This is a genomic window from Pseudoalteromonas rubra, from assembly GCF_005886805.2.
Classification (GTDB): Bacteria; Pseudomonadota; Gammaproteobacteria; order Enterobacterales; family Alteromonadaceae; genus Pseudoalteromonas; species Pseudoalteromonas rubra_D.
This window is the reverse complement of record NZ_CP045430.1, coordinates 149,157-172,278: the sequence shown is the minus strand read 5'-3', so window position 1 is coordinate 172,278 and position 23,122 is coordinate 149,157. Positions and strand designations below refer to the sequence as shown.

Below are 23,122 nucleotides of genomic sequence, written 5' to 3'. Positions count from 1 at the left end.
TTAACTCAACCCAATTTGGATGGATATGACCACTTCACTATTAACTGACCATCACATTTATCCCAGGTCAACCTTGCCCGGGCGCGAGCGTTGGCATATTGAGGGTCTATTGAACCAGCCACTGCTTGCTAAGCATCTGAGTAGCTATTTGAATAAGCAGGCCGGAATGGTGCAAGTGACGGCCAATCCTCTGACAGGCAGGGTTTTATTGTTGTTTGACCCGTCTTGTTGGCAAACGAAAACAATAAGGAAACTACTAAAGCAAGCATTTCAGTACAGTCAAAAACAAACCGGTTGCGCAGAGAGTCATAGTACCCCACGTCACAAAGGGCTGGCTGGATTCAAACAAAGGCTTAATGAAAACCACTTGTACAGCTTAGTTCAACGGATTGAAGATGAGCAATGTCGGGCATTGAGGCACACGGCAATAAGAGCCAGTACCATCAACTCATTTTTTAAGATCCTGTCGCCCATTATGACAGGTTTGATGATCTCAAGTGTGCTATCACCGATTGCAGTACTAACAAAATTGGGGTTATCGCAAGGGGCTCAACTGGCATTCTTTACCGGTGCATTTGGGCTGTCTAAAGGCGCTGAGTCGATTACTGCACATCATAAAAATAAACATTGGAGCAAGTATTCCAATGAAATAGATAAAAAGATGAGTGAGCAGGTCTTTGCACACATACAGTCCTTACCTATGCCGTATTTAGACAGTCAAAGCCCTGACAAACTGCAGCATTTAGTTAGCCATGATGTGGATATTATAAAACGGTTTCTTAATTACACACCGGCTGAATTTACAGACAAAGCAACAACTATGTTGTTCAGTTCTGTGATTATACTTGCTATCTCTCCGGTGGCCTTCGCGCTTTGTTTACTTCCGGTACCATTTATCACCAGATTGAATAAACGTCATCAGGCAAGTATTCGGGAGCAGGCAAACAAAACAGGCGATCTGACAGACTGCCACAGGAAAGTGCTATCGAATAATCTGAATGGCCTGTCTACAGTTAAGAGCTTTACAGCTGAACATATTGAGTATGAGCGGTTTTGCAGTGCTAAAGATGCGGCCAGCGAACACACTGTCAGGCTTGATAGGGAAAACTCCTATTACTCCAGTATGAACGAGTTGATATTTGTTATGGGGATTATGGGGCCGGTCGTCTACGGTTGTATGAATGTTTTGCGTGGCGGTATCGGCACCACTGAGTTTATGGTTCAGATTGGCATTGCCCCCAGCATACTAAACTCTGCGACCGGGCTGGAATATGGGAAATCTCTTTACAGAGATGCCCATGCTGCGGCCACCCGTCTGGATGCAGTATTGAATATAGCGCCTGAAGCGATTTCACGAGACGGCCAGCAACAGCTTACAGCCGGGGTTGGCAGCATTGCATTTAGCGATATACATTTTGGTTATTCGCAGCATAAGGTGATTAAAGGGGTTTCTTTTGAGGTTAAAGCTAACAAGAAAGTGGCCTTTGTTGGGCCAACCGGATCGGGTAAAAGCACATTGATCAAGCTTTTATTGGGCTTTTACCAGGCACAACAAGGTCAAATTTATATCGATGATAAGAATATAGAGCAGGTAAGTTTAAAAAGTTTAAGGCAGTCAATCGCATTGGTAAGCCAGGAGCCATTTTTATTTAACGGCACCATCTATGACAACCTGGTTTATGGTCGACCCTCCGCAACTTTTGAAGAAGTCGTTGCGGCTTGTAAGATAGCGCAAGCTTATGAATTTATTGATGCTCACCCTGATGGCTTCAACGCTCAGATAGGCGAAAGAGGACACAGGTTGTCTGGTGGTCAACGCCAGCGGCTTTCCATTGCGCGAGCGGTGTTAAAAAATGCCGCAATACTGGTTTTAGACGAGGCCACGTCGGCGGTTGATAATAAAACAGAAGCTGCAATCAGGCAGGCTGTTGATTTAATATCACATACTTGTACTGTGATTATTATCGCTCATCGTTTATCGAGTATTCGGTATGTTGATACGATTTACCACATTAAAGAGGGAGAGATCAGTGAAGCCGGGACACATGAGCAGCTACTGGCAAGAAATGGCGATTATGCTGCATTGTGGCAATTACAAATTTCTGAACAAAAGAATGCACCTGCGATGAGGTAATGGGTAAACCAATGATTGATTGCTCTTTCCTGACGATTTAAAGGACCGTACTTAAGAAGACTTTTTCTCGTGATAGATATCTTCTACATCTTCAATAACACTTTCAATTACTTGTTCAATGGGTTGGCCTTTATCCAGTGCCTGTGACACGTCTTCTCGCAGACTTTGGTCGCCTGCGCCTTTCTTGGTGGTAAACTGGGTGAACAAGCTTTGCCCGGTTTTACTTAAGCAATAGGAGTTTGCTGCAACGAACAGCATTCCGGCCGGGCCCAGTGCTAATTTAGCCGCAAGCCCTGCGCCTACATGCGCCAGACCCAGTTTGCCTTTGCCCTGGGCCAGCAGGCTGACACCGGGAGTTAACAGGGCTTCGCCTGCAAGGCATGCTGTATCTTTTGCTATTTCTTTGTTGGTCCGTTTGACGCTCATTTTGATTATCCTTTCTAACGCATTGACTATTAAGTGTAATCATACTTTGCAAAAAATCCAGGCCAGGCGATGCGTATCATTTTTTTGATGCACTTTTAACGTCTGATGATTGACGATATGCTGGGTTTTAAGAGTCAGGGATCAGGTAATGGGAGCGTGGTATTGCGATATTTCTCAGGTACTCTTACCATAATAGGAACATTCAAAGGAGTACATAGATGTTTTCATTCTGGCAAAAGAAAAATTCGGTTAAATCTATTGCACGCCAGCTGCCTGTGCGATTGGTTGAATCCTACACCAGACAAGAATATTACTCTGTAGAGCAGGTCACTGAAGTGTTTAGTCAGGTTTTTAGTCATGACCATAATCAGGCCTATGCTTATGCAATGTTTTGTTCTCAGGCTGATTTTGACGCACTCCAGACTGGTCTGAGCTATGCTGAATTGCGAGCGGATGTGGGCAGGCATTGTTTTCACGACTGGCCTAGGTTTAATTTTGAGTCATTGCTTGTATATGCTGGCAGCACATACAGTGATAGTGGTTTTAGTGTCGGCGCAGAGGGCGGTGGCGGAGATGGTGGCTGTGGTTAGCTATCTGTTCACATTGATTCGAGAAAACAGGCTCTGCCAAAGACTGTGTATGGCAGGCCTTGTTTTGGATACTCTGAATTAAAAATACAAATATGAGTCGCAGTGACACTGCGGGTCATCTTTTAGCTCATCAATGTGTACTTCAACTTTGCTTTGCGAGCGCGCATCGTAAATTAATACCATGCTGTGTTGCCTGTCTACACTCAGTACTTCGACCGGGTGTTTATGATACTCCACCCATTCTCCGTCACGGACGTCTTCAATATTCATGATATTTCCCCCATTTGTTAGTAATACCAATTTCACTTAATACTTGGTCTATTTGAAGGAGCAAATAGGACGCTAACAGCGTTAAAAATTTCTCATTTAGAACAACTAAATAGCAAAATTTTTGCCTTGTTATCACCCTATTTTCTCGCCTCAAAATAGGCCACTTAATTAAGCAAATTGGCATGAAACAGCGCAAAGAGTCATCATCATATTGTTGTATTAATGAGTTTAGTGATAAAAATAAAAAAGCCCAAGCAAAGTGCCCGGGCTGTCTTATTTTCAGGGAGTTTAGTTAGAAACTGTAGCTGACGCTGAGCTTCACACTACGCGGCATAATGTAGCGGCCATTGGGGGCGTCGGCATTACGCGGATCACCCTCGGTGATGCCTTGTTCATCGGTGAGGTTATCCACTGATACCATCAGTTTTACCTGCTCCGTTGGCTCCAGGGTGAAGCCCAGATCAAACTTCTCGTAGCCATCCAGTACAACCGTGTTTTCATTGTTACCAAAACGGTCGTCAACGGCTGAAATCGTGCCGTATACCGTGGCAAACATATCGCCGAGTTCAAACTCGTAACTCGGCGTTACCCGTACTTGCCAGCCAGGCTGACGTTGCGCTTCGTTGCCGATATTGTCCGGGCTTTCTGTGATTTCAGTTTTTTGCCAAGTGGCATTCATATTGACGCTAAAACCAGAGCTATGATTAAAGTTGTAATCAACCTCAATACCCATAGCTTCATTGGTCAGGATTTCAGCCGGGTCGCCAGGCTTGCGCACGAAGGTATCGCCTTGCACTTCATTGGCAAAGAGTGTGGCGAATACATCGCTGCTTTCACCCATGTATTTGTAGCCAATCTCGGCTTGGGTTACTTCTTTGATCAGGCGTTCACCGCCCTGATAAGCGCCATAGTTGTCGCGGAAATCGTCGAAGTAAGGCATTTTGTAGCCTTTATTCATACGTGCGAACACGCCGCTTTGGTCATCCAGTTTAAAGTCGGCACCCAGAGTCCAGGACGTTTTGCGCTCGTCGTACGTGACAAACTTGTCGATGGTGCCATCCAGGCCTTCATCAACGGAATAGTCTACTTCGTGTTTTTCACTACGCAGGCCGAGATCTAAGGTCAGCGCATCGGTTGCGCGATAGCTATGTGTGGTGTAAAACGCCAATGTGGTTGCATCACCGGTACTGTTGATATCGTAATTAAAGCCACAGCCGTCTTCGCTGTTATTACACTCGATGCCGGTGAGCATTTCACCGCCTGCGGCGAGCACGTGATAGGCGGAATTACCCAGGCTCCACCAGTCTTTTGCTGAGGTAGTGGCTGTATAAACACCAAAGGCACTGTTAACCGACGAGAACTCTTTGCTAATGGCTAAGTCATTGGTAAAAGCCTCAATTTCTTTGAGTACGACCCAGCGGCCATAGTTTTGTACCATGGTATCACCGTCGTAAACTGTACCGGTGACTGAGCCTGTTGCACTGACGCCATCGTCAGCTACACTCGCCAGGGTTGTCGCTGCGCCATCAGGCACCAAACCATAGGTGTTTGCGTCACCGTTGGTCAGGCTAAAACGGTCAATTAACTGCCAGCCGTTAGGTAATTCGAGTTTCAGACTACCGCCTGAGATATGGCCTTTCCAGCCCCGGCCTTCACCTAAATCAACTTCCATATCCTGGCCTGCAACATGGATCACGGCCTGACGATTTAAGGTGCCTAATTGCGTAAAGCCAGCGTCGACACCGTCTACATTAAGTGGGGTTGGCAGGTACCAGGCACCAGTGTCGTCTGTTTGGCGGGTATAGACATTGAACTCACCATTATCAAATTCTTTGGTCAGGTTAATGGTGAACTGGTGGCCCTTTTCAGAGGTGAAGCCTGCATCGCGGATCCCGGAAGAGCGTTTTGCATAGCCACCAATCATGTAATAGAAGTCGTCGCTCAGTTCACCGCTCAGTACGCCGTCGATGCGCTGTAAACCATAATCTGAAGTGGTATATTTAACAGTGCCTTCGGTCTCTTCTGAGCCACGCTTTAGATGAAAGTTGGTCGTCAAACCTGGTTGACCGTTTGAAACCACCGGGTTAGGACCGCCGCGAAGGCCTTCCATACGGGCAATGGTCTCATCTAGACGGAAAATTGAAGAGTTTTCCAGGAACGACAAAGTGGGAGCAGGGTAAATAGGTGAACCTTGCAGGCTAACGGTCAGGAATGGCGCATCTCCGCCGCCCGGAAAACCCCGGACAAAAACGTTGGCACCCGATTCACCGCCTGAGCTCTCTACCCAGATACCAGGTACAGATTTAAGTAAATCTGCGGTGCTCTTTGGCGCCAAACGTTCAATTTGGATCGCATCTACGTTGGTTACCGCGAAACTGGCGTCCAGTTTACGAATACCAGCGCCGCCCGGAGTACCGGATACAATGATGGTTTCTACTTTTTTGTCTTGCTTAGTGGCTTGTTGCTCAGCCTGTGCAGCGCCCGATACGGCCATGGCTGCGGCCACCGCGGATGCGATTAAAGAGTATTTATTGCCTAGGTTCACAGGAACTGCCCCCTTGGTTGTCATATGTGTTGTCTGTGTCTGCACAGCTTTGGCTGTGCTCATTGCTATTGTTATGCACCGCTCTGTCGTGCTCATAATGGCTCTTTCGAACTTATCAGCGCTCAGGTTGCACGCGGCGTCATTTTAAAATAGAACGTTATGCAAACGTTTGCAATAGCCGGTTTGCAACTTTTTTAGCACTTGATGGCAAACCTGTAACTGGACCGATGAGTGAAAAATCAAAAAGAGAAAAGGTAAGACAGGTTAGCAAACGCTGCGCTATAATGCGGTTAATGGGCATTGATATTGCCTTTAAAATTAATATATTCAACTCGTTACAATGGTTCTTTGGTGGTGCGTTATACATGCAGTCAAAAAAAATGAAACTCGCGGATCTGGCAAAATTAGCTGGCGTATCTACGTCAACCGCATCCCGTGCACTGAATAACAATCCGCTTATCAAGGAAGAAACCCGTAAAAAACTGCAGGCGCTGGCCAAAAAGCACAATTTCAGTCTGAATGCCGCTGCCAGCCGATTACGATTGCAAAAAACCAATGTGATAGCGGTACTGATTAACTTCGATGCTGAGACCGAGCAGTCCATCGATGACCCGTTTTTGCTCAAAGTGGTGAGCGATATTAATCTGGCGGTTAATCGCCAGGGGTATGAACTACTGCTCTCTAATTCTTACATGGCAGGTGATGACTGGCACGGTTATTTTATCGATGGTCGTCGGGCCGATGGGGTGATTGTGGTTGGCCAGGGTAAACAGCAGGCGCGTATTGAGCGTGCAGCCAGTGCCGGCACGCCGCTGGTGGTATGGGGAGACCCCAAGACGGAGGGGGACTACCCGATTGTCGGAAGTGACAACTACCTGGCCGGTTGCATGGCAACCCAGCATTTACTGGAGCAGGGCGCTCGTCGCTTGCTGTTTATGGGTGATCCGGCGCATGCCGAGCTGGCTGAGCGGTATCGGGGCTTTTGCGAACAGGTGAGTAAAGAGCCACAGGCAAGCGCTTCTTTATTGAAAATCGACATCACCAGCCAGGCTGCCTATGAGATTATCAATCAGACTTTATTGAGAGAAGGGCTAAGCTTTGATGGTATCTTTGCATGTAGTGATATGGTGGCTCTGGGGGCAATGAAGGCGCTCAAAGAGCGTTATGTCAGTATTCCAAACGACGTTCGTATGGTGGGATTTGATGATATTGCAATGGCGGACATTAGCTCGCCATCGCTGACCTCTATACAGCAGAACACCCGCCTGGCCGGGCAGGTACTGGTTGATAAACTTTTAGCGCAATTGAAAGGTGACAAGCCTGATTCTACGCAGCTTGACGTGGAACTTGTGGTGCGTCAATCGAGCTAAGGACTGTCACTTAGGCCGAATTAATCTCAGTAATATTTTTTGCAACGTGCGTTCGGGCTCTGTAAACAAACCACACAAATTTTTAATTTTAGAATTGCAAACGATTGCAAAAATAAATGGTCGCGGCTAGACTGACTGTTATTGAATGGTTACAGAGTATCCTTATGAAGCACACCAGAGTCGTGCTGGCCATGGCGGCCTGCTACTTTTTGTTTGCGATCTTACTCAACAGTGTTGGCACTGTGATATTACAGGCGATTAATTCCTTTGCTGTATCGAAAGCGCAGGCTGCCAGTCTCGAAGGGTTTAAAGACATTCCTATCGCCATCGTGTCTTTTCTTGTTGCCTCGTTTATCCCGCGCATTGGTTATCGACTAGCGTTGCTAGGGGCGTTATTTCTGGTTGCAGTCATGTGCCTACTGACACCCATGCTTGGGGCTTTCTGGGCGCTAAAAGCTTTGTTTGCCAGTGTCGGTTGTGCGTTTGCGATCGTTAAAGTCACTGTTTACGCCCTCATAGGCCAGGTTACCGAAGATGCGAAGGGGCATTCAAGCTTACTTAACACCATTGAAGGCTTGTTTATGGTTGGGGTGCTGAGTGGGTATTGGATCTTCGCGGCATTTATTGGTGAGCAGGCTGATTCTCTGGCTTGGCTAAATGTCTATTATTTGCTGGGCGCACTAACGCTGGTAACGGCATTGTTGGTTGCCAGTGCTCCGATGAAAAAGCCACACTTCAGTGAAGAGCAGCCGCTAAAAGACGAGTTCGTCGGTATGCTAAAACTGGCTTATCAGCCTTTGGTGCTGGTGTTTGTGTTGTCTGCATTTTTATATGTGCTGATTGAGCAGGGCGTAGGTACCTGGTTGCCAACGTTCAATAACCAGGTGCTGAATCTGCCAGTGGATATTGCGGTTCAGTTAACCAGTATCTTCGCCGCCAGCCTGGCAATAGGTCGTCTGTTAGCAGGTCAGTTACTTAAGCATATTCACTGGTACAGCTTACTGAATGCCTGCCTGATTGGCATGGCAGCACTGGTGCTACTGACACTCCCTATGACTGAAAACCTGCAACCTAAACAAGTAAACAGCCTGTTTGATGCGCCGTTGGCTGCTTATTTAATGCCTTTGATTGGACTGATGATGGCGCCGATTTATCCGGTGATTAACTCGGTAATGTTGAGCAGTCTGGATGAGAGACAGCACGCACCTATGACAGGCCTGATTGTCGTGTTCTCTGCGCTGGGCGGAACCACAGGCTCACTGATCACAGGGTTTGTATTTGAATATATTGGTGGTCAACAGGCGTTTTACCTCTCTTTGATCCCCATGTGCGGCATTGCCATTACGTTATTTTTGTTTAAGCGACGCGCTCAGGCACAGGCCAGCGCTTGCGCACTTTAGGAGTTATTGATGCAGTTTGAACAATCAAACTTGTTTAAAGCGGTGCAAACGCAGGGCATTTTTTCTGACAGCAAACAGTTTGCGGATGCGATCCCTAAAACTAGCTGGCAACAGGCTTGCGCATTATACGATCAAGAATCGCCACAGGACTTAGCCGCTTTTGTAGCCCGGCACTTTGAATTTGCACCGCAGCCTGAGCTCGCTACGCTGAGCGCAACGTCGGTCAAAGACTACATTAACCAGCTTTGGGGGCGCCTTGAACGCGCACCGCAAACAGGTAACGCCTCTTCATTGTTGGATTTGCCAGCCAGCTATACTGTACCTGGTGGGCGTTTTAATGAAATTTATTACTGGGATAGCTATTTTACCGCGCTGGGCCTGCTTGACGCCGGTCACACTGAACAAGTGTCAAATATGCTTGATAACTTTGTGAGCCTGATAACGCGTATTGGTCACGTTCCAAACGGCAACCGCAGTTATTACACCAGCCGTTCTCAGCCCCCTGTAACAGCACTGATGGTATCTTTGCTATGGCAGACGCATCACCAGGATCAGGCATGGTTGAGCAAAGTGACTGATGCACTGCAAAAAGAACATGCGTTCTGGATGGCGGATAGCGAAAAACTGAATGATGAGCTGACTGAAAGCCGGCGTGTTGTACGTATGCCCTGTGGTGGCGTAATGAACCGTTTCTGGGATGACAGCGCGGAGCCGCGTCCTGAGTCTTATAAAGAAGACATTGAGGCTGCCAGCATGCTGGAGCCAGAACATCGTGCAGTCTTTTATCGAAATATTCGTGCGGCCTGTGAGTCAGGGTGGGATTTCAGTAGTCGCTGGCTGGATGATCCTGCGCAGTTGTGCAGCATTAATACGGTGCAACGTATCCCTGTTGACTTAAATGCTTTATTGCAGCAGCTCGAATGGCAGCTCAGTGAATGCTACGCCGCGCTTGGAGATAGTCAGCAAAGTGCGCATTACCTGAATCTTGTTCAGCAGCGAAAACGCCTGATCCAGGCCTATTTATGGGACAAAGAGCAGGGTTGGTTTATGGATTATCACATTGCTTTGCAAACGCGCAGTCAGGTGATGTCTTTGGCCGGTGTAGTGCCTATGTTTCTTAGCCTGGCAAGCCAGTTCCAGGCTGAAGCTATGGTTCAGCGCCTGGAACAAGGTTTTCTTCGAGCGGGTGGGTTAGTGACTACTCTCACTGATACGGCACAGCAGTGGGATAGTCCAAATGGCTGGGCGCCTTTACAGTGGTTTGCTGTTAAGGGGATGCTGAATTATGGTTATAGTAAACTGGCTATCAGTGTCGCCAGACGTTGGTTAGTTATGCTGGAGCGTGACTTTGAACAGCGAGGGTGTTTACTCGAAAAATACAATGTGGTTGAGCCAGGTGTGCGTGCCGGAGGGGGTGAGTACATGGTGCAGCAAGGGTTTGGCTGGACGAATGGGGTAACCAGCCGCTTGTATCAATTGTTGGAAGAGTAGAGGCCTCGTCGAGTAGGTGAGGGCCGGTAACGATGTTAGTTAATATCGCTATATGATGGCCCAAATGAATGTGAGAGCTGCTAAAGTCCAGTAGCCCTCACATTTTTAATTCATCGAAGCGTCAATCGTGGTACGGGTGATACAAACGCATTGATATGCTCATAGAGCCAACAGACACCATCAGAGATGCCAACTTAACCTCTTACATTGACCACCTTTCGAAGCGCGACTGGTCACTCAATCCATAAAAGCAACACGTACGATAATGGCGCCAATTACGATAACAAATAACACCAGCTCCAGCTTATAAACGACGGAACGTGTCTCCCTTTGTGCCTTGTTTTTGGCTATGTCCTTTTTTATATTGGTACCTTCTGGGTGCCTTTTCTCATAGGCCTGGTTTGCTTTCTCAGCGAATTTTTTGCGCTTGTCAGGACTGAGCGCTTTATTTAATGCCGCGCCATGGTCTGAAACATGACCTTTGGCCGCGCGTTTTGGTGGACTAGGCATAGTGGCCTCCCCAACGAACCCCTTACGTTAAGTATAGCGCCAGATAGAGAAGACTGGCAGCATACTCCGCTGCCAGGGGAAATAAGAGACGCTGCCTAATGAACCAGTTCACGGCAAGCAGGTCAAAAGGTATACATTTGGGTGATATTTGTACATTACACTCTATTACATGAAAAACAGGCGGTGGTTCTGGTGACTCAATCGGCAAAACATCTCTTGATAGGTTTAGTTTTAATGGCTGTGATGGGGTTAGCCGGATGTGATGCGCCAATTCAAAATAGTGAAACTCAAATCGTCAGCTTGCAACAAAACGCGGTTCAGGGCCAGTTTTCAGTAGATGGCAACTTTGCCATTTTACACAATCCGGGTGACAAACTTGCGGTATACCATATCAATACTCAGACCCTTTTATTTGCTGTGGCTGACCCCTTTAGCGGGCTCGATAATGCCAAGGGTAAAATATTGGCGTTTAGTCTCAGTGAAGACAATAAGCGACTAGCAATAGGTTACCGAAAATCGGTGGAGCTATGGGATGTTGAACACGGGCTGCAATTGGGGTCAGTTGCGGTACACCCTTCGTCTGAGCTGGCAAAGGTATCGGCATTACGCTTATATAGTCGTCCCAATCTGTTATTAGCAGGGTTAAACGACGGCACCGTTAATTTACTGGATTTGGACAATCAGTTAGTAAAAACGGCGAGGTTCCATGACAGCAAAGTAACGCATGTGGCGATGAGTGGGCAAGGCCAAAGTATACTGAGCGCTGGGCACGATGGCCTGGTCCTGTTATATGATGCCCGCACTATGATGACAAAGCGGCGTTTTGATTTTGGCCGCCGAATTACCAGCATCGCGCACAGTACGGATCAGACCCAGCTGTTTGCTTCCGATGCACTCAATGAACAGCGTATTTTCTCCGTATACTCAGATGCCGAATATGACGTTAATTTACACTACCCAGAGCGTTTCAGGTGGTTTAGAGCGGCTGCGTTTAGTTCAGATCTGCGTTATTTGGCAACGGGATCGACAAAAGCCTGGTGGACTTTGTGGGATGCGCAAAGCGGTCAGGAAATTGGCGCTTATGCTATTCAGGCTCAGAGTCGCGATGCCACTGTGCTTGATATGCATACTAATTCTCAAGGTGAACTGCTCACGCTCAGTAGTGACGGTTTTGTTGAGTTGTGGCAGATCAGTACCTTACTAAATCGTGAGTGAGGGCTGGTGTGGTTCTTGCTGGCGATAGCTCAGGTGTGGTGTTATCGAGATGTAATAGAAACAGGAACGGGTTTCTTCTACCCTCTGTCTTGTTAAACTTGGTATACGTTTTCAGGTGTACTTTTTACTCTCAATTAATACACGTATAATGGCGATTTTAGTGGTGTCACGAGTAGAGTTATGTGGTTAAAGGTAATGCTGGCGGCATTGTGTGTGATAATGTTGAGCGCATGCAATGAGGAAATCCAGCTAAGTCAGGGTAATGTTGGCAGACTGAATGACAGTGGCATTGCGATAGGCCATTTCTCAAAAGACGGGACTAAGCTCGTCACATTTGACAATCAAAAACAAATTCAGGTTTGGGATGTAGCCACACAACAGGTCGAGTTTTCAGTGCCCAAAGAAAAGACGCCTGAGTTTGTTCGAGATATAGCGCTGTCTGAAGATTTAAAGATGCTAGTGATTGCCAGTGAGTCAGAATTGGCTTTTTGGTCACTGAGTAAAGGTAAGCTAGTGACCAAAGTTGCATTTGGTGGAGTAACACCTGGTGCAGTGATCACGGCTATGGCCATATCGCCTAAAAATGATAAAGCCATCGTGGCGATGGCGGATGGCACCATCAATATGGCCGATTTACATACTCAGATAAACAACCGCTTTGCGCCGCACTCGCGGCCGGTTCAGCATGTGTTTTGGGATGATAAGGGCGAACTCTTTGTGACCGGCGCTCAGGATGGCAAACTGGCACTGTGGAAATTTGGCTCGGCAGAACCTATTTTTATGAAAGAGTTTGATCATCGGGTGACCAGTGTTGCAGTGCGGGATGACTTCTCTGCCTTGTTTGCGTCTGATGCTTTGAATGAACAGGTTGTTACATCCCTGACCGATGGACAGAGTATCAGTGAGCTACAGTATATGTCGCGTTTTAAAGTATTTCGTAAAGCGCTGTTTATTAAAGGGAGTGAGCTGCTCGCAACGTCTTCGTCAAAATCGCATTTGACCATCTGGAATGCGAAAAATGGCGAGGAGCTGGGTACCTGGCAAATTAACTTTGTTCACGATGGGGCGACCATAGTGGATATGTATGCGGCGGATAGAGATACCCTCCTGACATTAAGTAGTGACGGTATTTTAGAAGCCTGGACGCTTAACGCATTAGCTCAACGCTAAAAAAGGTGGCGGTATGGTTAGATGGATTTTGGTTTGCGTGTTTATCGTCAGCACTCATGTGTTGAGTGCAGAGCCAACTTCTGGCAACGAGCCAGATAAAGGCGCTGATGTACAGATAACCAATGCCGCGTCGCACCAGGCGGATGTTCTGACTAAGGTACAACCTGATGTGCAATCTCAACCAGAGTTCACCGCGTTTAATCTGATTGCGTTGTGCTTTTTGGTTTATCTTATATGGACTGCTGCGCGTTACATTTATATGCGCAAACGTGAAGCCAATAAAGCACAGGCTGATAAGCTGAAATGGCAGGTTTACCGCAGCTTAACGACATCGCTGGACGCAAAACACTATACCATTCTCACTCGTCATTTGTATCCGGAACAGCTCGAAGCTTTGTCCTTGGATTGTGTTGTGTTGTCTCCATTTGGCATTTTTGTGGTGGTGGTGGTTGAGCAAAGTGGGTTGATTGCTGTTGAAACAGACAGTCAGGTTTGGCCTTGTCGGCATAACAACAAGACTCACTACCTGGCAAATCCGCTCACGGCAGCTGCACAACGTGCCTCGACACTGGCTGGTGTGTTGAATACGCCTTTTGGTGTACGTTGGTTAGCGGTGTTTCCTGATGACGCAGAGTTTAGCCCAACCCGGCCGACAGATTGCTGCAAGGTTAGTGAAGTTTCTCTTGATATACTCAGGTATACCCGGTGTCAGTTTAGCCATGAGCAAGTAAGTTTGTTTGAGCAGGCTGTTTTAAGCTATGGGCAAGGCCATAAGCGATTGAGTGCCTGAATAAAATCTTGCGTCAGCCCTTCTGATGGAGGTTAATCTAAGTCAATAGACTGGCCACTCACTGCCTTCAATACATTTTATTTTGATTATATTTCGCGCGATCAGTGTCATTTACTAAATTTTGGACCTATTTTCGCCGAGATTTGTAGACGTAGGATACGCTATTGAAATAATCAGATTGATATTACTACTGACATTTTTGATGCGCGGCCGTTGAAATCAGGGTACAATTGCGACTCTTTATCATTTCCCCAGCTGTATTTTATAAGGCATTAAACCGCTCGAATGACCGATCTGACAACACACCAAGCGTCTCGTAATCGACTCCTTATCGCCCTTGCGCTCACATGTACCTTTATGATTATTCAGGTTGTAGGTGCCTATTATGCCAATTCATTGGCTGTGCTAGCCGATGCCGGGCATTTATTTGTGCATAATAGCTCTTTGCTCATTGCGTTAATCGCCTCGTCTGTTGCAATCAAGTTGGCAAAAACCTACAGCGACGGATATAAAAAGGCAGAGTACACTGGCGGTCTGTTTAATGGACTGCTGTATCTATCTATTGCTGCAATTATCTTGCTTGAGGGCGGTGAGCGGCTAGGACATCATGCCGAGGGCCATGACCTTAATGTGAACGCCTTCGCGATGTCGAGTATTGCAGCAGTCGGGTTCTTGTTTCATGGTGCCTCGGCATGGGTGTTATACAAGGGGCGTAAAGATAGCATCAATGTTTATGCGGTTTTTCTGCACTCTTTTTTTGATTTGCTTTCTACTATTTCTACCTTTGTTGCGGGTGTACTGATCCACCTGACCAACTGGCAGGTTATTGATATTGCCTCGAGCATGCTTATATCTGTGTTTGTTTTGTTCACTGGGGTTAAAGTGATCTATACCTGTATTCAGGGTCTTACGGAAAAAGCACAAATGCTTCCGGCTGTCGAAAAACTGGAACAGCTGATCCTGTCGACTGAACACGTTGAGAGTGTTCACAACATTACTGTCACTATGCTGGACAATCAGTTAACCGTTGGGGCGCATATTGTGCTTAAACATCACTGCACGATTGAAATGCACGATGAAGCGTGTCGCCTCGAAGTAGAACGTGCGTTGATGAACACCTATGCGGTTAAACAATGCGTTTTGCAAATAGAAAGCCACGATTGTCCGGATCACTAAACTTGGCAAAAGTCAGTTTTTCCTTTACTTTTTAACAGTATCAGTAAAAAAATTGCAAGCTAATCAAAATGAGCAACACAGGTTTTTGTGTTGTAGGTGATAACTTGTATAGCTGATCGAAACTCAGGGCCTGCGTAGTACTCATAAGGTGAGGTGCAGGTTCCTGTAGGTGTTAAGTTCAAGAGGAGCCTGAGTATTGTTCGGGAAAATAACAGCATTACCTAAGATCGCGATTGCGGTTGTGCTCGGGTTGTTAGGTGGCTTTGCTAACCTTCTGCCCCTATGGTTCCTGGATAGTTCCGAGTTTCTGCTTGGTCAGCTGTTCGTTATTCTTGCATTGATGTCGCTGGGCTGGCGCTATGCTTTATTGTGTGTCGCAATTGGTGCGGCCTTTATATTTTACCGCTGGGGACACTGTTGGCCCTCTACGGTGTTTTTGTTAGAAATTGCCTGGCTACAGATCTTTTGTGTCAGACCTAACAAACCTTTATTTATGCGGGGCCTGGCATTTTGGGTGCTGTTTGGGATCCCATTACTCTTCCTGTTCGGTAAGTTTGCCCTTGACCTCAACTTACTGGTTATTATGACGGCGCTGGCCAAGTACTTCATTAATGCCGCTATATGCCTGGTTATTGTCGACTTACTGTCATTATTTTTATTCAAACAATTGTGGCAGGCGAAGCCACTGTATCGCATTTTGAATTACATGATCAGTCACCTTATTATTCTGGTGGTGCTGGTGACAACGATTATGCTGACCAATAGCCACTATGAACGTATAGAATATGAGGTGAGAGCGCAGCTGAGTGATGTTGCGAACACAACGGCGCAGCGGATAGACAGCTTTCTTGGTAATCATCGCCGTGCTTTGGCAGATGCTGCGCACAATATTGAAGCCGGGTTGGATCAACAGCATACAATCACACGTCTGGTCGAGTCCTATCCGAATATCCGCACTGCCATCACCGCGGATGAATCCGGGCTGGTTACACACTTTTACCCCGATACGCTTAGGACCAGCCTTGCTGGCGAAGTGCCGGCAGTATCCGATCGTCAGTATTTTATTCAGGCACCGTATTATCCCAATGGGTTTGTGTCGGGCATTTTTCGGGGTAGGGGGTTTGGTGATGATTCGATTGTCGCTATTTCTGCCCCCATCTATGAGAGAGGGAACTTTGCCGGGATTGTGGAAGGGTCCGTATTTTTTAATACATTTGAGCAATTTATTCCTCGTATTTTGTCGCACCTGGGACACTTGATGATCCTGGATAGCGAAAATAAAGTGGTATTTAGCTCCCTGAAATCTGACTTTAATACGCTCGATGAACTGGACGAAGCGACGTTAAATTCGCTGACCAATGATGATTTGAATCTGTATGTTGGTAAGACGGAAGAGGTGTTTTACCGTCGTGGCGTGCGTTCTGAGGAGTTCAGCTGGCAGGTCATCAGTTTGGTGGAGCGCAAGTACGTCAATATGGCGGTTGCATCGGCCTGGGGACAGTCTTTTTTCCTGGCCCTGTTTATTATTGCACTGAGCAGCGTTTTGGTTAGCAAATTAACCCGTATGCTGATCAACCCAATGCATGATCTTAGTAGTCGGCTGAACGGGTTTGACCCGGCCAGTCGTAATGATGATTTGTCTCCTCGCGAAGAAGCAACCTTTCTTGAAGTGATTACGTTGCAGCAGCAATTTACCCAGCTGGCGTTTAAGTTGTCTATGAGCTTCAAAAAGTTGCAAAAAGCTAATCAGGAAAATCAGTCGCTTAATGCTCAGCTCACCAACTTTAATGCCCAATTAGAGAGCCAGGTGCAGGAGAAAACTGAAGAGCTAATTGATGCACTCGACAGGGCCAATAAAGCGAGTTCAGCAAAAAGTTTGTTTTTGGCCAATATGAGTCATGAAATACGCACACCGCTCAATGGGATAATTGGCATGACCGCAGATATGCAGCGGCACACCCATGACACAGAGGTTGCTGAGTCTTTGCAGATCATTTATCAGTCTGCGCATAATCTGCTGCTGATCCTGAACGATATTCTTGATTACTCCAAAATTGAAGCTGGCGCCCTGGAGCTGGACAGGCACGATGTTGCCTTTCGTAAGATGTTACATTCGCTGACCACGTCCTTTTGCAAAACTGGCGTGAAGGCTGGGGTGACATTTAGCTATGAGGTTAACGACTCTATTCCTGAGTACCTCAAGCTGGATGAGTTGAGGGTGACGCAAATCATTAACAACTTGCTCAGTAATGCAGGCAAGTTCACTGAGCAGGGTAGTATTAAGCTCAGTGCCTGTTACGTCGACGAAGCCTTGCATATTGATATCTCTGACACCGGAGTAGGGATTGCGAAAGAGAAACAGAAGCAGCTATTCGGAGAGTTTATTCAGGCTGATGTTTCTACAACACGTAAATATGGTGGCACAGGGCTTGGCCTGACAATATGTAAACGCCTGGCCGAGGCAATGGGGGGGACAATTAGTTTAGAAAGTGAGGCCGGCAGAGGCAGCACGTTTACCGTGATTTTGCCTGCCAGTCCGGGTGAAGCGCAGCAAGACGAAAAACAGCATGTCAGTGCACCGGATCTGAATGGTGTGAATGTGTTACTGGTTGAAGACAACCCAATCAACCAGATCGTAGCGGCAAAATTGATGGAACATACAGGCTGCAATTTGACTAAAGCAAATGACGGCCTGGATGCGCTGTCTGTCTTAGAGGGTAACCATATGCCCGTTATCCTGATGGATTGTCAGATGCCGAATATGGATGGATTTGATTGCACTCGTCGGATCCGGCAAAACCCTGACCTATACGGTACACCTTATATCATTGCCATCACAGCCAATGCCTTCAATGAGGACAAAGTGAAATGTTTGCAGGTAGGGATGGATGACTTTGTTTCTAAGCCCATTGAGCCTGATGCCCTGTATCAATGCCTGGCTCGATGGCGTAGCGCATAACTACGTCAGCTCACGTTGGCCACATCAGGCGGGTATTGCTCAAACAAGCCCGCAGCGCTAAGAGGTTTAGAAAAATAATATCCCTGCATGTATTCGCAGCCGAGATCCCGAAGGAAACTAAGCTGCTGGGCGGTTTCCACCCCTTCGGCGATGCATGCCATGTTGAGGTTTTGCGCCAGCATATAGATGGTCTTTACGATGGAACGATTATGAGGGTGAGTTTCCAGTGTGCGGATAAAACTCTGGTCAATCTTGATAATGTCGATAGGAAAGTGACTTAGGTACGTGAGCGAAGAGTAGCCTGTGCCAAAATCGTCCAGCAGTAATGTAAAGCCAAATTTTTTAAGCTGTGCCAGTGTTTTACTGGCTTTATGCCGGTCTGCCAGAAAGCTGGTTTCTGTGATTTCCAGTTTAAGCTGATGATTGCTTAAGCCAAATTCCGCCACAATACTGTCCAAAGAGGCGGCCAGGTTATCACGCATAATATGTTGAGGTGAGAGATTCAATGACAAATAAAATGAGGCCTGCTGGTGGAAAAATGGCGTAAGTTCCTCAAGAGCTTTACGTAAGGCCTGCGTTGTCATTTGCTCAATTAAGCCGACTTCTTCAGCAATCGGAATAAACTCTGCAGGTGATACAGGCTTTGACCCCAACTGCCAGCGCATTAACAACTCCACACCTGTCAAAGTGTGGTTTGTGGTGTTCACAATAGGCTGATAGTGATTGTAAAACTGATCGTCTGCTACCGCTTCCTTGAGCGCCGCTTCTAAGCTGAGCTTTCTGCTCAGGTGCGCATTCATTTCGCTGGTAAAAAACTTAAAGTTGTTTCTGCCGCTTTGTTTGGCATGCAGCATTGCGATATCCGCATTTCGCAACAGGCCTTCTGCTGTTTGTTCGTCAAATGGAAAAATCGCGACACCCACGCTGGCAGAGATGCTCATAGAGATACCATCTATTTCGTATTTATTGCACAACGACGTGATCATATGTTGCACCAACTCTGTGACCTGGGCGACGTCTTCGAAAGTTTTTATCAGAACAATGAACTCATCGCCACTCTGGCGACCCAGGATACAGTGCGCGTTTAAGGTGCTATTTATCCTTTTCGTAACGGCAATCAGGAGTTGGTCCCCTGCAGAGTGGCCATAGGCGTCATTAATTGGCTTGAATTTGTCTAGATCAATAAACAACAACGCGCACCCGGAATTGCTTTTAGTTGCATTATAAATTGCAAATTCAATGTGTTGCAGCATTAGGTTGCGATTAGGTAAATCGGTCAGGGCGTCAAAGTTTGCGAGATAACGTAACTCACTTTGTGCTTGTTTTTGCTGAGATAAGTCGGAACCAACGATGACTAAAAATTCTATTTCACCCTGTTCATCTGTAATGGCATTGATACTGAGTTGAACTGCACTTTGGCGCTGATCATCAAATGTCACATCAATTTCTAGTTTTATGTTCTCTTTAGGTTGGATGTTACGCAGTGCGTTCAGTAATTTTATCAGCTGTTGTCGCCCAAGTCGTTTTTTGAGTTCGCTGAGTGTCAGTTGTTTTTGAGGCTCATATCGGTCCAATCCCAGAGATGATGATAAACTTTGGTTGACAGACAAAAGCTGTAAGCTGCTGTCGAGGATTAATAACCAGTCCTGGATCTGAGATAGGGCCTGGGCGAACATAGCAGCGTTCAATTGGTTTGCTTTTTGCTCGGTAATGTTACTGTAGATACCAGATGCCTTTAGTGGTTCACCTTTGGCATCCCATTCGCTGACCTTGGCAATATCGTGATACCAGAGCCAGCCTTGTTGTTTGGAATAAATTCGATACGTGATAGAGAGCTGGCTGTCGGGTGAGGCAATAAAGCGTGCCCATTGGCGTTGTACCATTTCCTGATCTTGTGGGTGAACTTTGTTGAAAAATGCGTTCAAGCTGAGCTGTTTACTTTGGCTGGCGTCCTGAACATTGCCCAGTAAGGTGATTTGCTGAGTCTGCATATCCATGCTCCACAGCCCGCTTTGTGTTTTGGTAAGCGCCAAGTCGGTCTGGGCTTTTGCGTGAACTAACTGGTCATAGGTCTGACGCAGAGCAAGTTGCTTGACCTGGTGTCTGCGATAGAGCACAGTCAATATTCCTGCAATCAGCAACAGATAACTGCTGATTGCTAACGGTGTATTCCACCAGGCATGTTTGACCTCAAAATGTAGCTGGCTCTGGATGCGTTTTTCAGTGTCACCAGGTCGGAATTCGGACAGGGTCAGGGTGTATTTTCCAGGCTTCAAGGTATTAAAAAATAAATAGTTATTTTTAACATCTTTGACCTCCAGGGTCGTGGGCCCTAACAGGTGAGCTGTGACAAAATTACGACGCACATTAAAAATGTTGAATTGACTAAACTCAAAGCGAAACCCCATGTCGTCATATTCAAACTGTAAAGTCTGCGTGTCGAGTTGTTCGGGTGAGACAAGTATGGGCCTGGACATCAGCTGCACACCGGAGAAGGCGAGTTGCTCTGTTTCTACTGGCAGCGTAAAGGCATTTGGGTCGAACTTTATTGCGCCGTTGGGCGTGCCAAACAGCATTTTTCCTGAATGCAGAGGCTGACTGGCCCCGAGATTAAACTCATTGGTAACCAGCCCATTACGATGATCATAGTGATCGAGCTGCAGCGTTTCTAAATTCAGTTTATAGAGGCCATTTTGGCTACTTATCCAAAGTTGGTTGTGCAGGTCACGCTCCAGTTCGTAAAGAGTGTTGGTGCCAAGCCCCTGCTCCTCTGTGATATGTACTATGCGCTGGAAACTGTGTGTTTCGAGCGCAATGAGGCCCATTGTGTTGGTTGCCAGCCAAAGTCGGCCCTGGCCATCCTTCATCCAGTCATTTACGATAGGGTAGGCGTTATCAGAGGCGGCGTCTGCCTGCCACAAAGTATTGATCTGGTGGCTGAGACGATCGTAACTCACTAACGCGTTGGCGGTGCTGAATAACAACTCATTGGGCTTTTCTGGTCTGCCAGGCAGAAATAACAGGGCTTGCAAGTCATCTATCTGTGCTTCCAACTCACTTAATGTGGTAATCGTTTGTAAGGCAATATCATAAAGGAAAATATTATGGTGCGTATGAAACAAGAGTGTACGCTGATCTACAAGCATAGAGCCGACTAAGTGGTCTTCTCCTGTCATTGCAACGTTTGCGTTGGTGACTTTGAGCTCAGAGGCTTGCCCGGTTGTTATGTCAAACTGTTTAAGTCCGGCTCTGGTATCAAGCAGGAGCATATTGTCTGTCAGGTAGGGGGAGCTATAGATGTTGTAGACAGCGTGGCTGCCATATGCCGGTTTGTGGCTTTGGTTACGAAAATAACTTTGTTGAAGGTTTGCTTGCTGGCCGTCGGAAAAGAGATGTAACCCATCATCGCTGCCAAGCCAAAGTGTGCCATCGTTTTTCTGGTGCACGGCCCAGATATTGTTATTGAAGTTATTGTTATGGGAGGCGAGTAGTTTAAATCGGTACGCTGAAGTTGGCCAAATAAATGCCCCATTATTATTAGAGCCCATCCATAGGTTTGCATGCTTGTCTAATAACATGACAGGGATGGTATTTTGCGGTGTCAAATAGCGGCTTTCGCTGAATGAGAACAGCTTACTGGCGCTATGATTACGGCGGTCGAGCAGATATAGACCTGAATCTGTGGCCAGGTATTCTCCATATGGCCCGATTTCATGTGCCCAGATATTGAGTTGTGAAACAAGTTCATAAGCCTGCTGGTCTATTAGCTGGCTGGCATCACCTGGAATGACAAACAAGCCTTCCACTGTGCCCACCAGCAGCCCCAACGCCTGGTCCTGTTTGAGCAGTTTTACATTGTTATTGAGCGCAGACTTGGCTACTGAGCCCTGGTGGTTCAGTAAGCTGAGTTGCTCATTTTTGAATTGAAACAGTCCAGACTCTGAACCAATGAGTAAAGTATCATGCCACGCCAGCATAGTGCGAACATAGGCGTTATGTGGCAGGGTGAGCAAACGTTCCGACGCAAGTGTCTGCGTATTGACGCGATACAAGGCGTTTTCAATTGCAATCACGTATTGATCTTGATACTGCACAATGGCATTCACCGCGGCATCTGGCGCTATGCCCTGACGTCCTCCCTGGTCAAACAATTTCACCAGCGATAAAGTACGGGTGTTTAGCAGAAACGCGCCTGATTGTACTGTTGATATAAATAATTGATCATTGTCTAACAGTTGGAGCAGTAAAATGTCACTGCCTGAGAACAGTGCCTGCCCCTTGAAGGGACTAAATTGGTTACCGTCATGTCGATTTAAGCCCTGATGGGTCGCGATCCAGATATATCCCTGCTTGTCCTGAACCAGCGCGGTGACACTCGACTGAGAAAGCCCTTCCTGCGTCGACAAGCGGCTGATCTGATTTGCATAATAAGGATCTGCAATCACCAAGTGGTGATATATCATTAAAAAAGACAATAAAGCTGCTTGTAGCCAGTTGTTCATTCACACGTTCCCAGGCGCACAACAGTGAACAGTCCTTTTACGCTTTTGTGCTGTCATATTCGCTGAGGCATACATTGCTCAGATTATGCTAATTATACCAAGTTATGGGCTGAGCTGAACGAGAATTCGTAAAAATGCCTCAGCTGGCAAATTTTTGGGTAAAAAAGCACTGCTTTAGGTAAAACCTAAACCGTTGAACTAAAAGGTGTATCAAAAACACAATCAATGCAACTACGAATTATTCTCATTATTTCTGTTTTTGTTGTTGATAACCATTTTTGTTTAGATTAAACTTATCCGCAGTTAAGGTTATTGAGAATGGTTTTCAGTTATGTATATCTGCATTTGCCACGGTGTGACGGACAAAAAAATCGCCGAATCTATTGATGATGGCGCAAGGTCTATGCGCGATTTGAGCAAAGAGTTAGGTGTGGGATCTCAGTGTGGTAAGTGTTGTAACTGCGCTAAGAAGATACTGAACGAAAAACTAATTGATATCGTAGATGTGACAGAGCAAGTAGCTTAATCAATTTTTCGTTCAAACCAGTTTCTCAAAAAAAGGGCTTCAAAGCCC

The 23,122-nt window shown here is 46.6% G+C and carries 16 protein-coding genes; 11 read left to right on the top strand and 5 right to left on the bottom strand.

The genetic code is table 11. From position 1 onward, the window contains the following. Window positions 1-25: 25 nt before the first annotated feature. On the top strand, window positions 26-2,134 hold the full coding sequence (locus tag CWC22_RS20245) for an ABC transporter ATP-binding protein/permease (RefSeq protein WP_171045043.1): 2,109 nt from the start codon (window positions 26-28) through the stop codon (window positions 2,132-2,134). Window positions 2,135-2,185: 51 nt separating this feature from the next. Here CWC22_RS20245 and CWC22_RS20240 read toward each other — a convergent pair whose 3' ends face one another. Beyond that, entirely contained in the window at window positions 2,186-2,560 is a 375-nt protein-coding gene (locus tag CWC22_RS20240; RefSeq protein ID WP_125557233.1) for a DUF6072 family protein, read from the bottom strand. 218 nt (window positions 2,561-2,778) lie between these two features. Here CWC22_RS20240 and CWC22_RS20235 point away from each other — a divergent pair, with 218 nt between their 5' ends. After that, a complete protein-coding gene (locus tag CWC22_RS20235) occupies window positions 2,779-3,150 on the top strand; it encodes a DUF6559 family protein (RefSeq protein ID WP_138537960.1) in 372 nt (123 codons plus the stop codon). A gap of 78 nt (window positions 3,151-3,228) precedes the next feature. Here CWC22_RS20235 and CWC22_RS20230 read toward each other — a convergent pair whose 3' ends face one another. Both CWC22_RS20230 and CWC22_RS20225 read right to left on the bottom strand, forming a co-directional pair. Next, window positions 3,229-3,420 carry a hypothetical protein gene (locus CWC22_RS20230; protein WP_125557229.1) on the bottom strand — a complete coding sequence of 64 codons (192 nt, stop codon included), beginning with the start codon at window positions 3,418-3,420 and terminating at the stop codon, window positions 3,229-3,231. Window positions 3,421-3,712: 292 nt separating this feature from the next. Beyond that, window positions 3,713-5,914, bottom strand: coding sequence for a TonB-dependent receptor (locus CWC22_RS20225; RefSeq protein WP_419144629.1), 2,202 nt, complete (start codon window positions 5,912-5,914; stop codon window positions 3,713-3,715). 416 nt (window positions 5,915-6,330) lie between these two features. Here CWC22_RS20225 and CWC22_RS20220 point away from each other — a divergent pair, with 416 nt between their 5' ends. From CWC22_RS20220 to CWC22_RS20210, 3 genes are all read left to right on the top strand, one after another. After that, window positions 6,331-7,335 carry a LacI family DNA-binding transcriptional regulator gene (locus CWC22_RS20220; protein WP_125557227.1) on the top strand — a complete coding sequence of 335 codons (1,005 nt, stop codon included), beginning with the start codon at window positions 6,331-6,333 and terminating at the stop codon, window positions 7,333-7,335. A gap of 164 nt (window positions 7,336-7,499) precedes the next feature. Continuing rightward, entirely contained in the window at window positions 7,500-8,735 is a 1,236-nt protein-coding gene (locus CWC22_RS20215) for an MFS transporter (RefSeq protein ID WP_125557225.1), read from the top strand. Between the two features lie 9 nt (window positions 8,736-8,744). Continuing rightward, a complete protein-coding gene (locus CWC22_RS20210) occupies window positions 8,745-10,226 on the top strand; it encodes a trehalase family glycosidase (RefSeq protein WP_138537959.1) in 1,482 nt (493 codons plus the stop codon). Window positions 10,227-10,463: 237 nt separating this feature from the next. Here the strand turns inward: CWC22_RS20210 and CWC22_RS20205 are convergent, their stop codons facing one another. Then, window positions 10,464-10,736, bottom strand: a complete 273-nt coding sequence (locus CWC22_RS20205; RefSeq protein ID WP_138537958.1) for a hypothetical protein — start codon at window positions 10,734-10,736, stop codon at window positions 10,464-10,466. 141 nt (window positions 10,737-10,877) lie between these two features. On the opposite strand from CWC22_RS20205, the gene CWC22_RS20200 reads away from it, so the two are divergent. The 5 genes from CWC22_RS20200 (at window position 10,878) to CWC22_RS20180 (ending at window position 18,046) form a co-directional block, all read left to right on the top strand. Beyond that, a complete protein-coding gene (locus tag CWC22_RS20200; RefSeq protein WP_138537957.1) occupies window positions 10,878-11,951 on the top strand; it encodes a WD40 repeat domain-containing protein in 1,074 nt (357 codons plus the stop codon). Between the two features lie 180 nt (window positions 11,952-12,131). Then, complete coding sequence (locus CWC22_RS20195) at window positions 12,132-13,121, top strand: WD40 repeat domain-containing protein (protein ID WP_138537956.1); 990 nt, start codon at window positions 12,132-12,134, stop codon at window positions 13,119-13,121. A 13-nt stretch (window positions 13,122-13,134) separates the two neighbouring features. After that, a complete protein-coding gene (locus CWC22_RS20190; protein ID WP_138537955.1) occupies window positions 13,135-13,911 on the top strand; it encodes a nuclease-related domain-containing protein in 777 nt (258 codons plus the stop codon). A gap of 285 nt (window positions 13,912-14,196) precedes the next feature. Beyond that, window positions 14,197-15,087: a cation diffusion facilitator family transporter gene (locus CWC22_RS20185; protein WP_125557213.1), complete on the top strand. Its 891-nt coding sequence runs from the start codon at window positions 14,197-14,199 to the stop codon at window positions 15,085-15,087. Between the two features lie 196 nt (window positions 15,088-15,283). Further along, window positions 15,284-18,046, top strand: a complete 2,763-nt coding sequence (locus CWC22_RS20180) for an ATP-binding protein (protein ID WP_125557211.1) — start codon at window positions 15,284-15,286, stop codon at window positions 18,044-18,046. 5 nt (window positions 18,047-18,051) lie between these two features. On the opposite strand, the gene CWC22_RS20175 is transcribed toward CWC22_RS20180, so the two are convergent. Then, the gene (locus tag CWC22_RS20175; protein ID WP_138537954.1) at window positions 18,052-22,548 is read right to left on the bottom strand and encodes an EAL domain-containing protein; all 4,497 of its coding nucleotides are present in this window, start codon (window positions 22,546-22,548) and stop codon (window positions 18,052-18,054) included. 331 nt (window positions 22,549-22,879) lie between these two features. Here CWC22_RS20175 and CWC22_RS20170 point away from each other — a divergent pair, with 331 nt between their 5' ends. Beyond that, window positions 22,880-23,074 (top strand): (2Fe-2S)-binding protein, encoded by a 195-nt coding sequence (locus CWC22_RS20170; protein ID WP_010380974.1) that lies wholly within the window; start codon window positions 22,880-22,882, stop codon window positions 23,072-23,074. Window positions 23,075-23,122: the final 48 nt, after the last annotated feature.

What these genes read in the sequence shown, in the direction of transcription:
- CWC22_RS20220 (WP_125557227.1), top strand. Translation starts at nt 6,331, where the DNA reads ATGCAGTCAAAAAAAATGAAACTCGCGGATCTGGCAAAATTAGCTGGC.
- CWC22_RS20170 (WP_010380974.1), top strand. Translation starts at nt 22,880, where the DNA reads ATGTATATCTGCATTTGCCACGGTGTGACGGACAAAAAAATCGCCGAA.
- CWC22_RS20210 (WP_138537959.1), top strand. Translation starts at nt 8,745, where the DNA reads ATGCAGTTTGAACAATCAAACTTGTTTAAAGCGGTGCAAACGCAGGGC.
- CWC22_RS20190 (WP_138537955.1), top strand. Translation starts at nt 13,135, where the DNA reads ATGGTTAGATGGATTTTGGTTTGCGTGTTTATCGTCAGCACTCATGTG.
- CWC22_RS20215 (WP_125557225.1), top strand. Translation starts at nt 7,500, where the DNA reads ATGAAGCACACCAGAGTCGTGCTGGCCATGGCGGCCTGCTACTTTTTG.
- CWC22_RS20185 (WP_125557213.1), top strand. Translation starts at nt 14,197, where the DNA reads ATGACCGATCTGACAACACACCAAGCGTCTCGTAATCGACTCCTTATC.
- CWC22_RS20175 (WP_138537954.1), bottom strand. Translation starts at nt 22,548, where the DNA reads ATGAACAACTGGCTACAAGCAGCTTTATTGTCTTTTTTAATGATATAT.
- CWC22_RS20195 (WP_138537956.1), top strand. Translation starts at nt 12,132, where the DNA reads ATGTGGTTAAAGGTAATGCTGGCGGCATTGTGTGTGATAATGTTGAGC.
- CWC22_RS20230 (WP_125557229.1), bottom strand. Translation starts at nt 3,420, where the DNA reads ATGAATATTGAAGACGTCCGTGACGGAGAATGGGTGGAGTATCATAAA.
- CWC22_RS20225 (WP_419144629.1), bottom strand. Translation starts at nt 5,914, where the DNA reads ATGGCCGTATCGGGCGCTGCACAGGCTGAGCAACAAGCCACTAAGCAA.
- CWC22_RS20235 (WP_138537960.1), top strand. Translation starts at nt 2,779, where the DNA reads ATGTTTTCATTCTGGCAAAAGAAAAATTCGGTTAAATCTATTGCACGC.
- CWC22_RS20205 (WP_138537958.1), bottom strand. Translation starts at nt 10,736, where the DNA reads ATGCCTAGTCCACCAAAACGCGCGGCCAAAGGTCATGTTTCAGACCAT.
- CWC22_RS20245 (WP_171045043.1), top strand. Translation starts at nt 26, where the DNA reads ATGACCACTTCACTATTAACTGACCATCACATTTATCCCAGGTCAACC.
- CWC22_RS20240 (WP_125557233.1), bottom strand. Translation starts at nt 2,560, where the DNA reads ATGAGCGTCAAACGGACCAACAAAGAAATAGCAAAAGATACAGCATGC.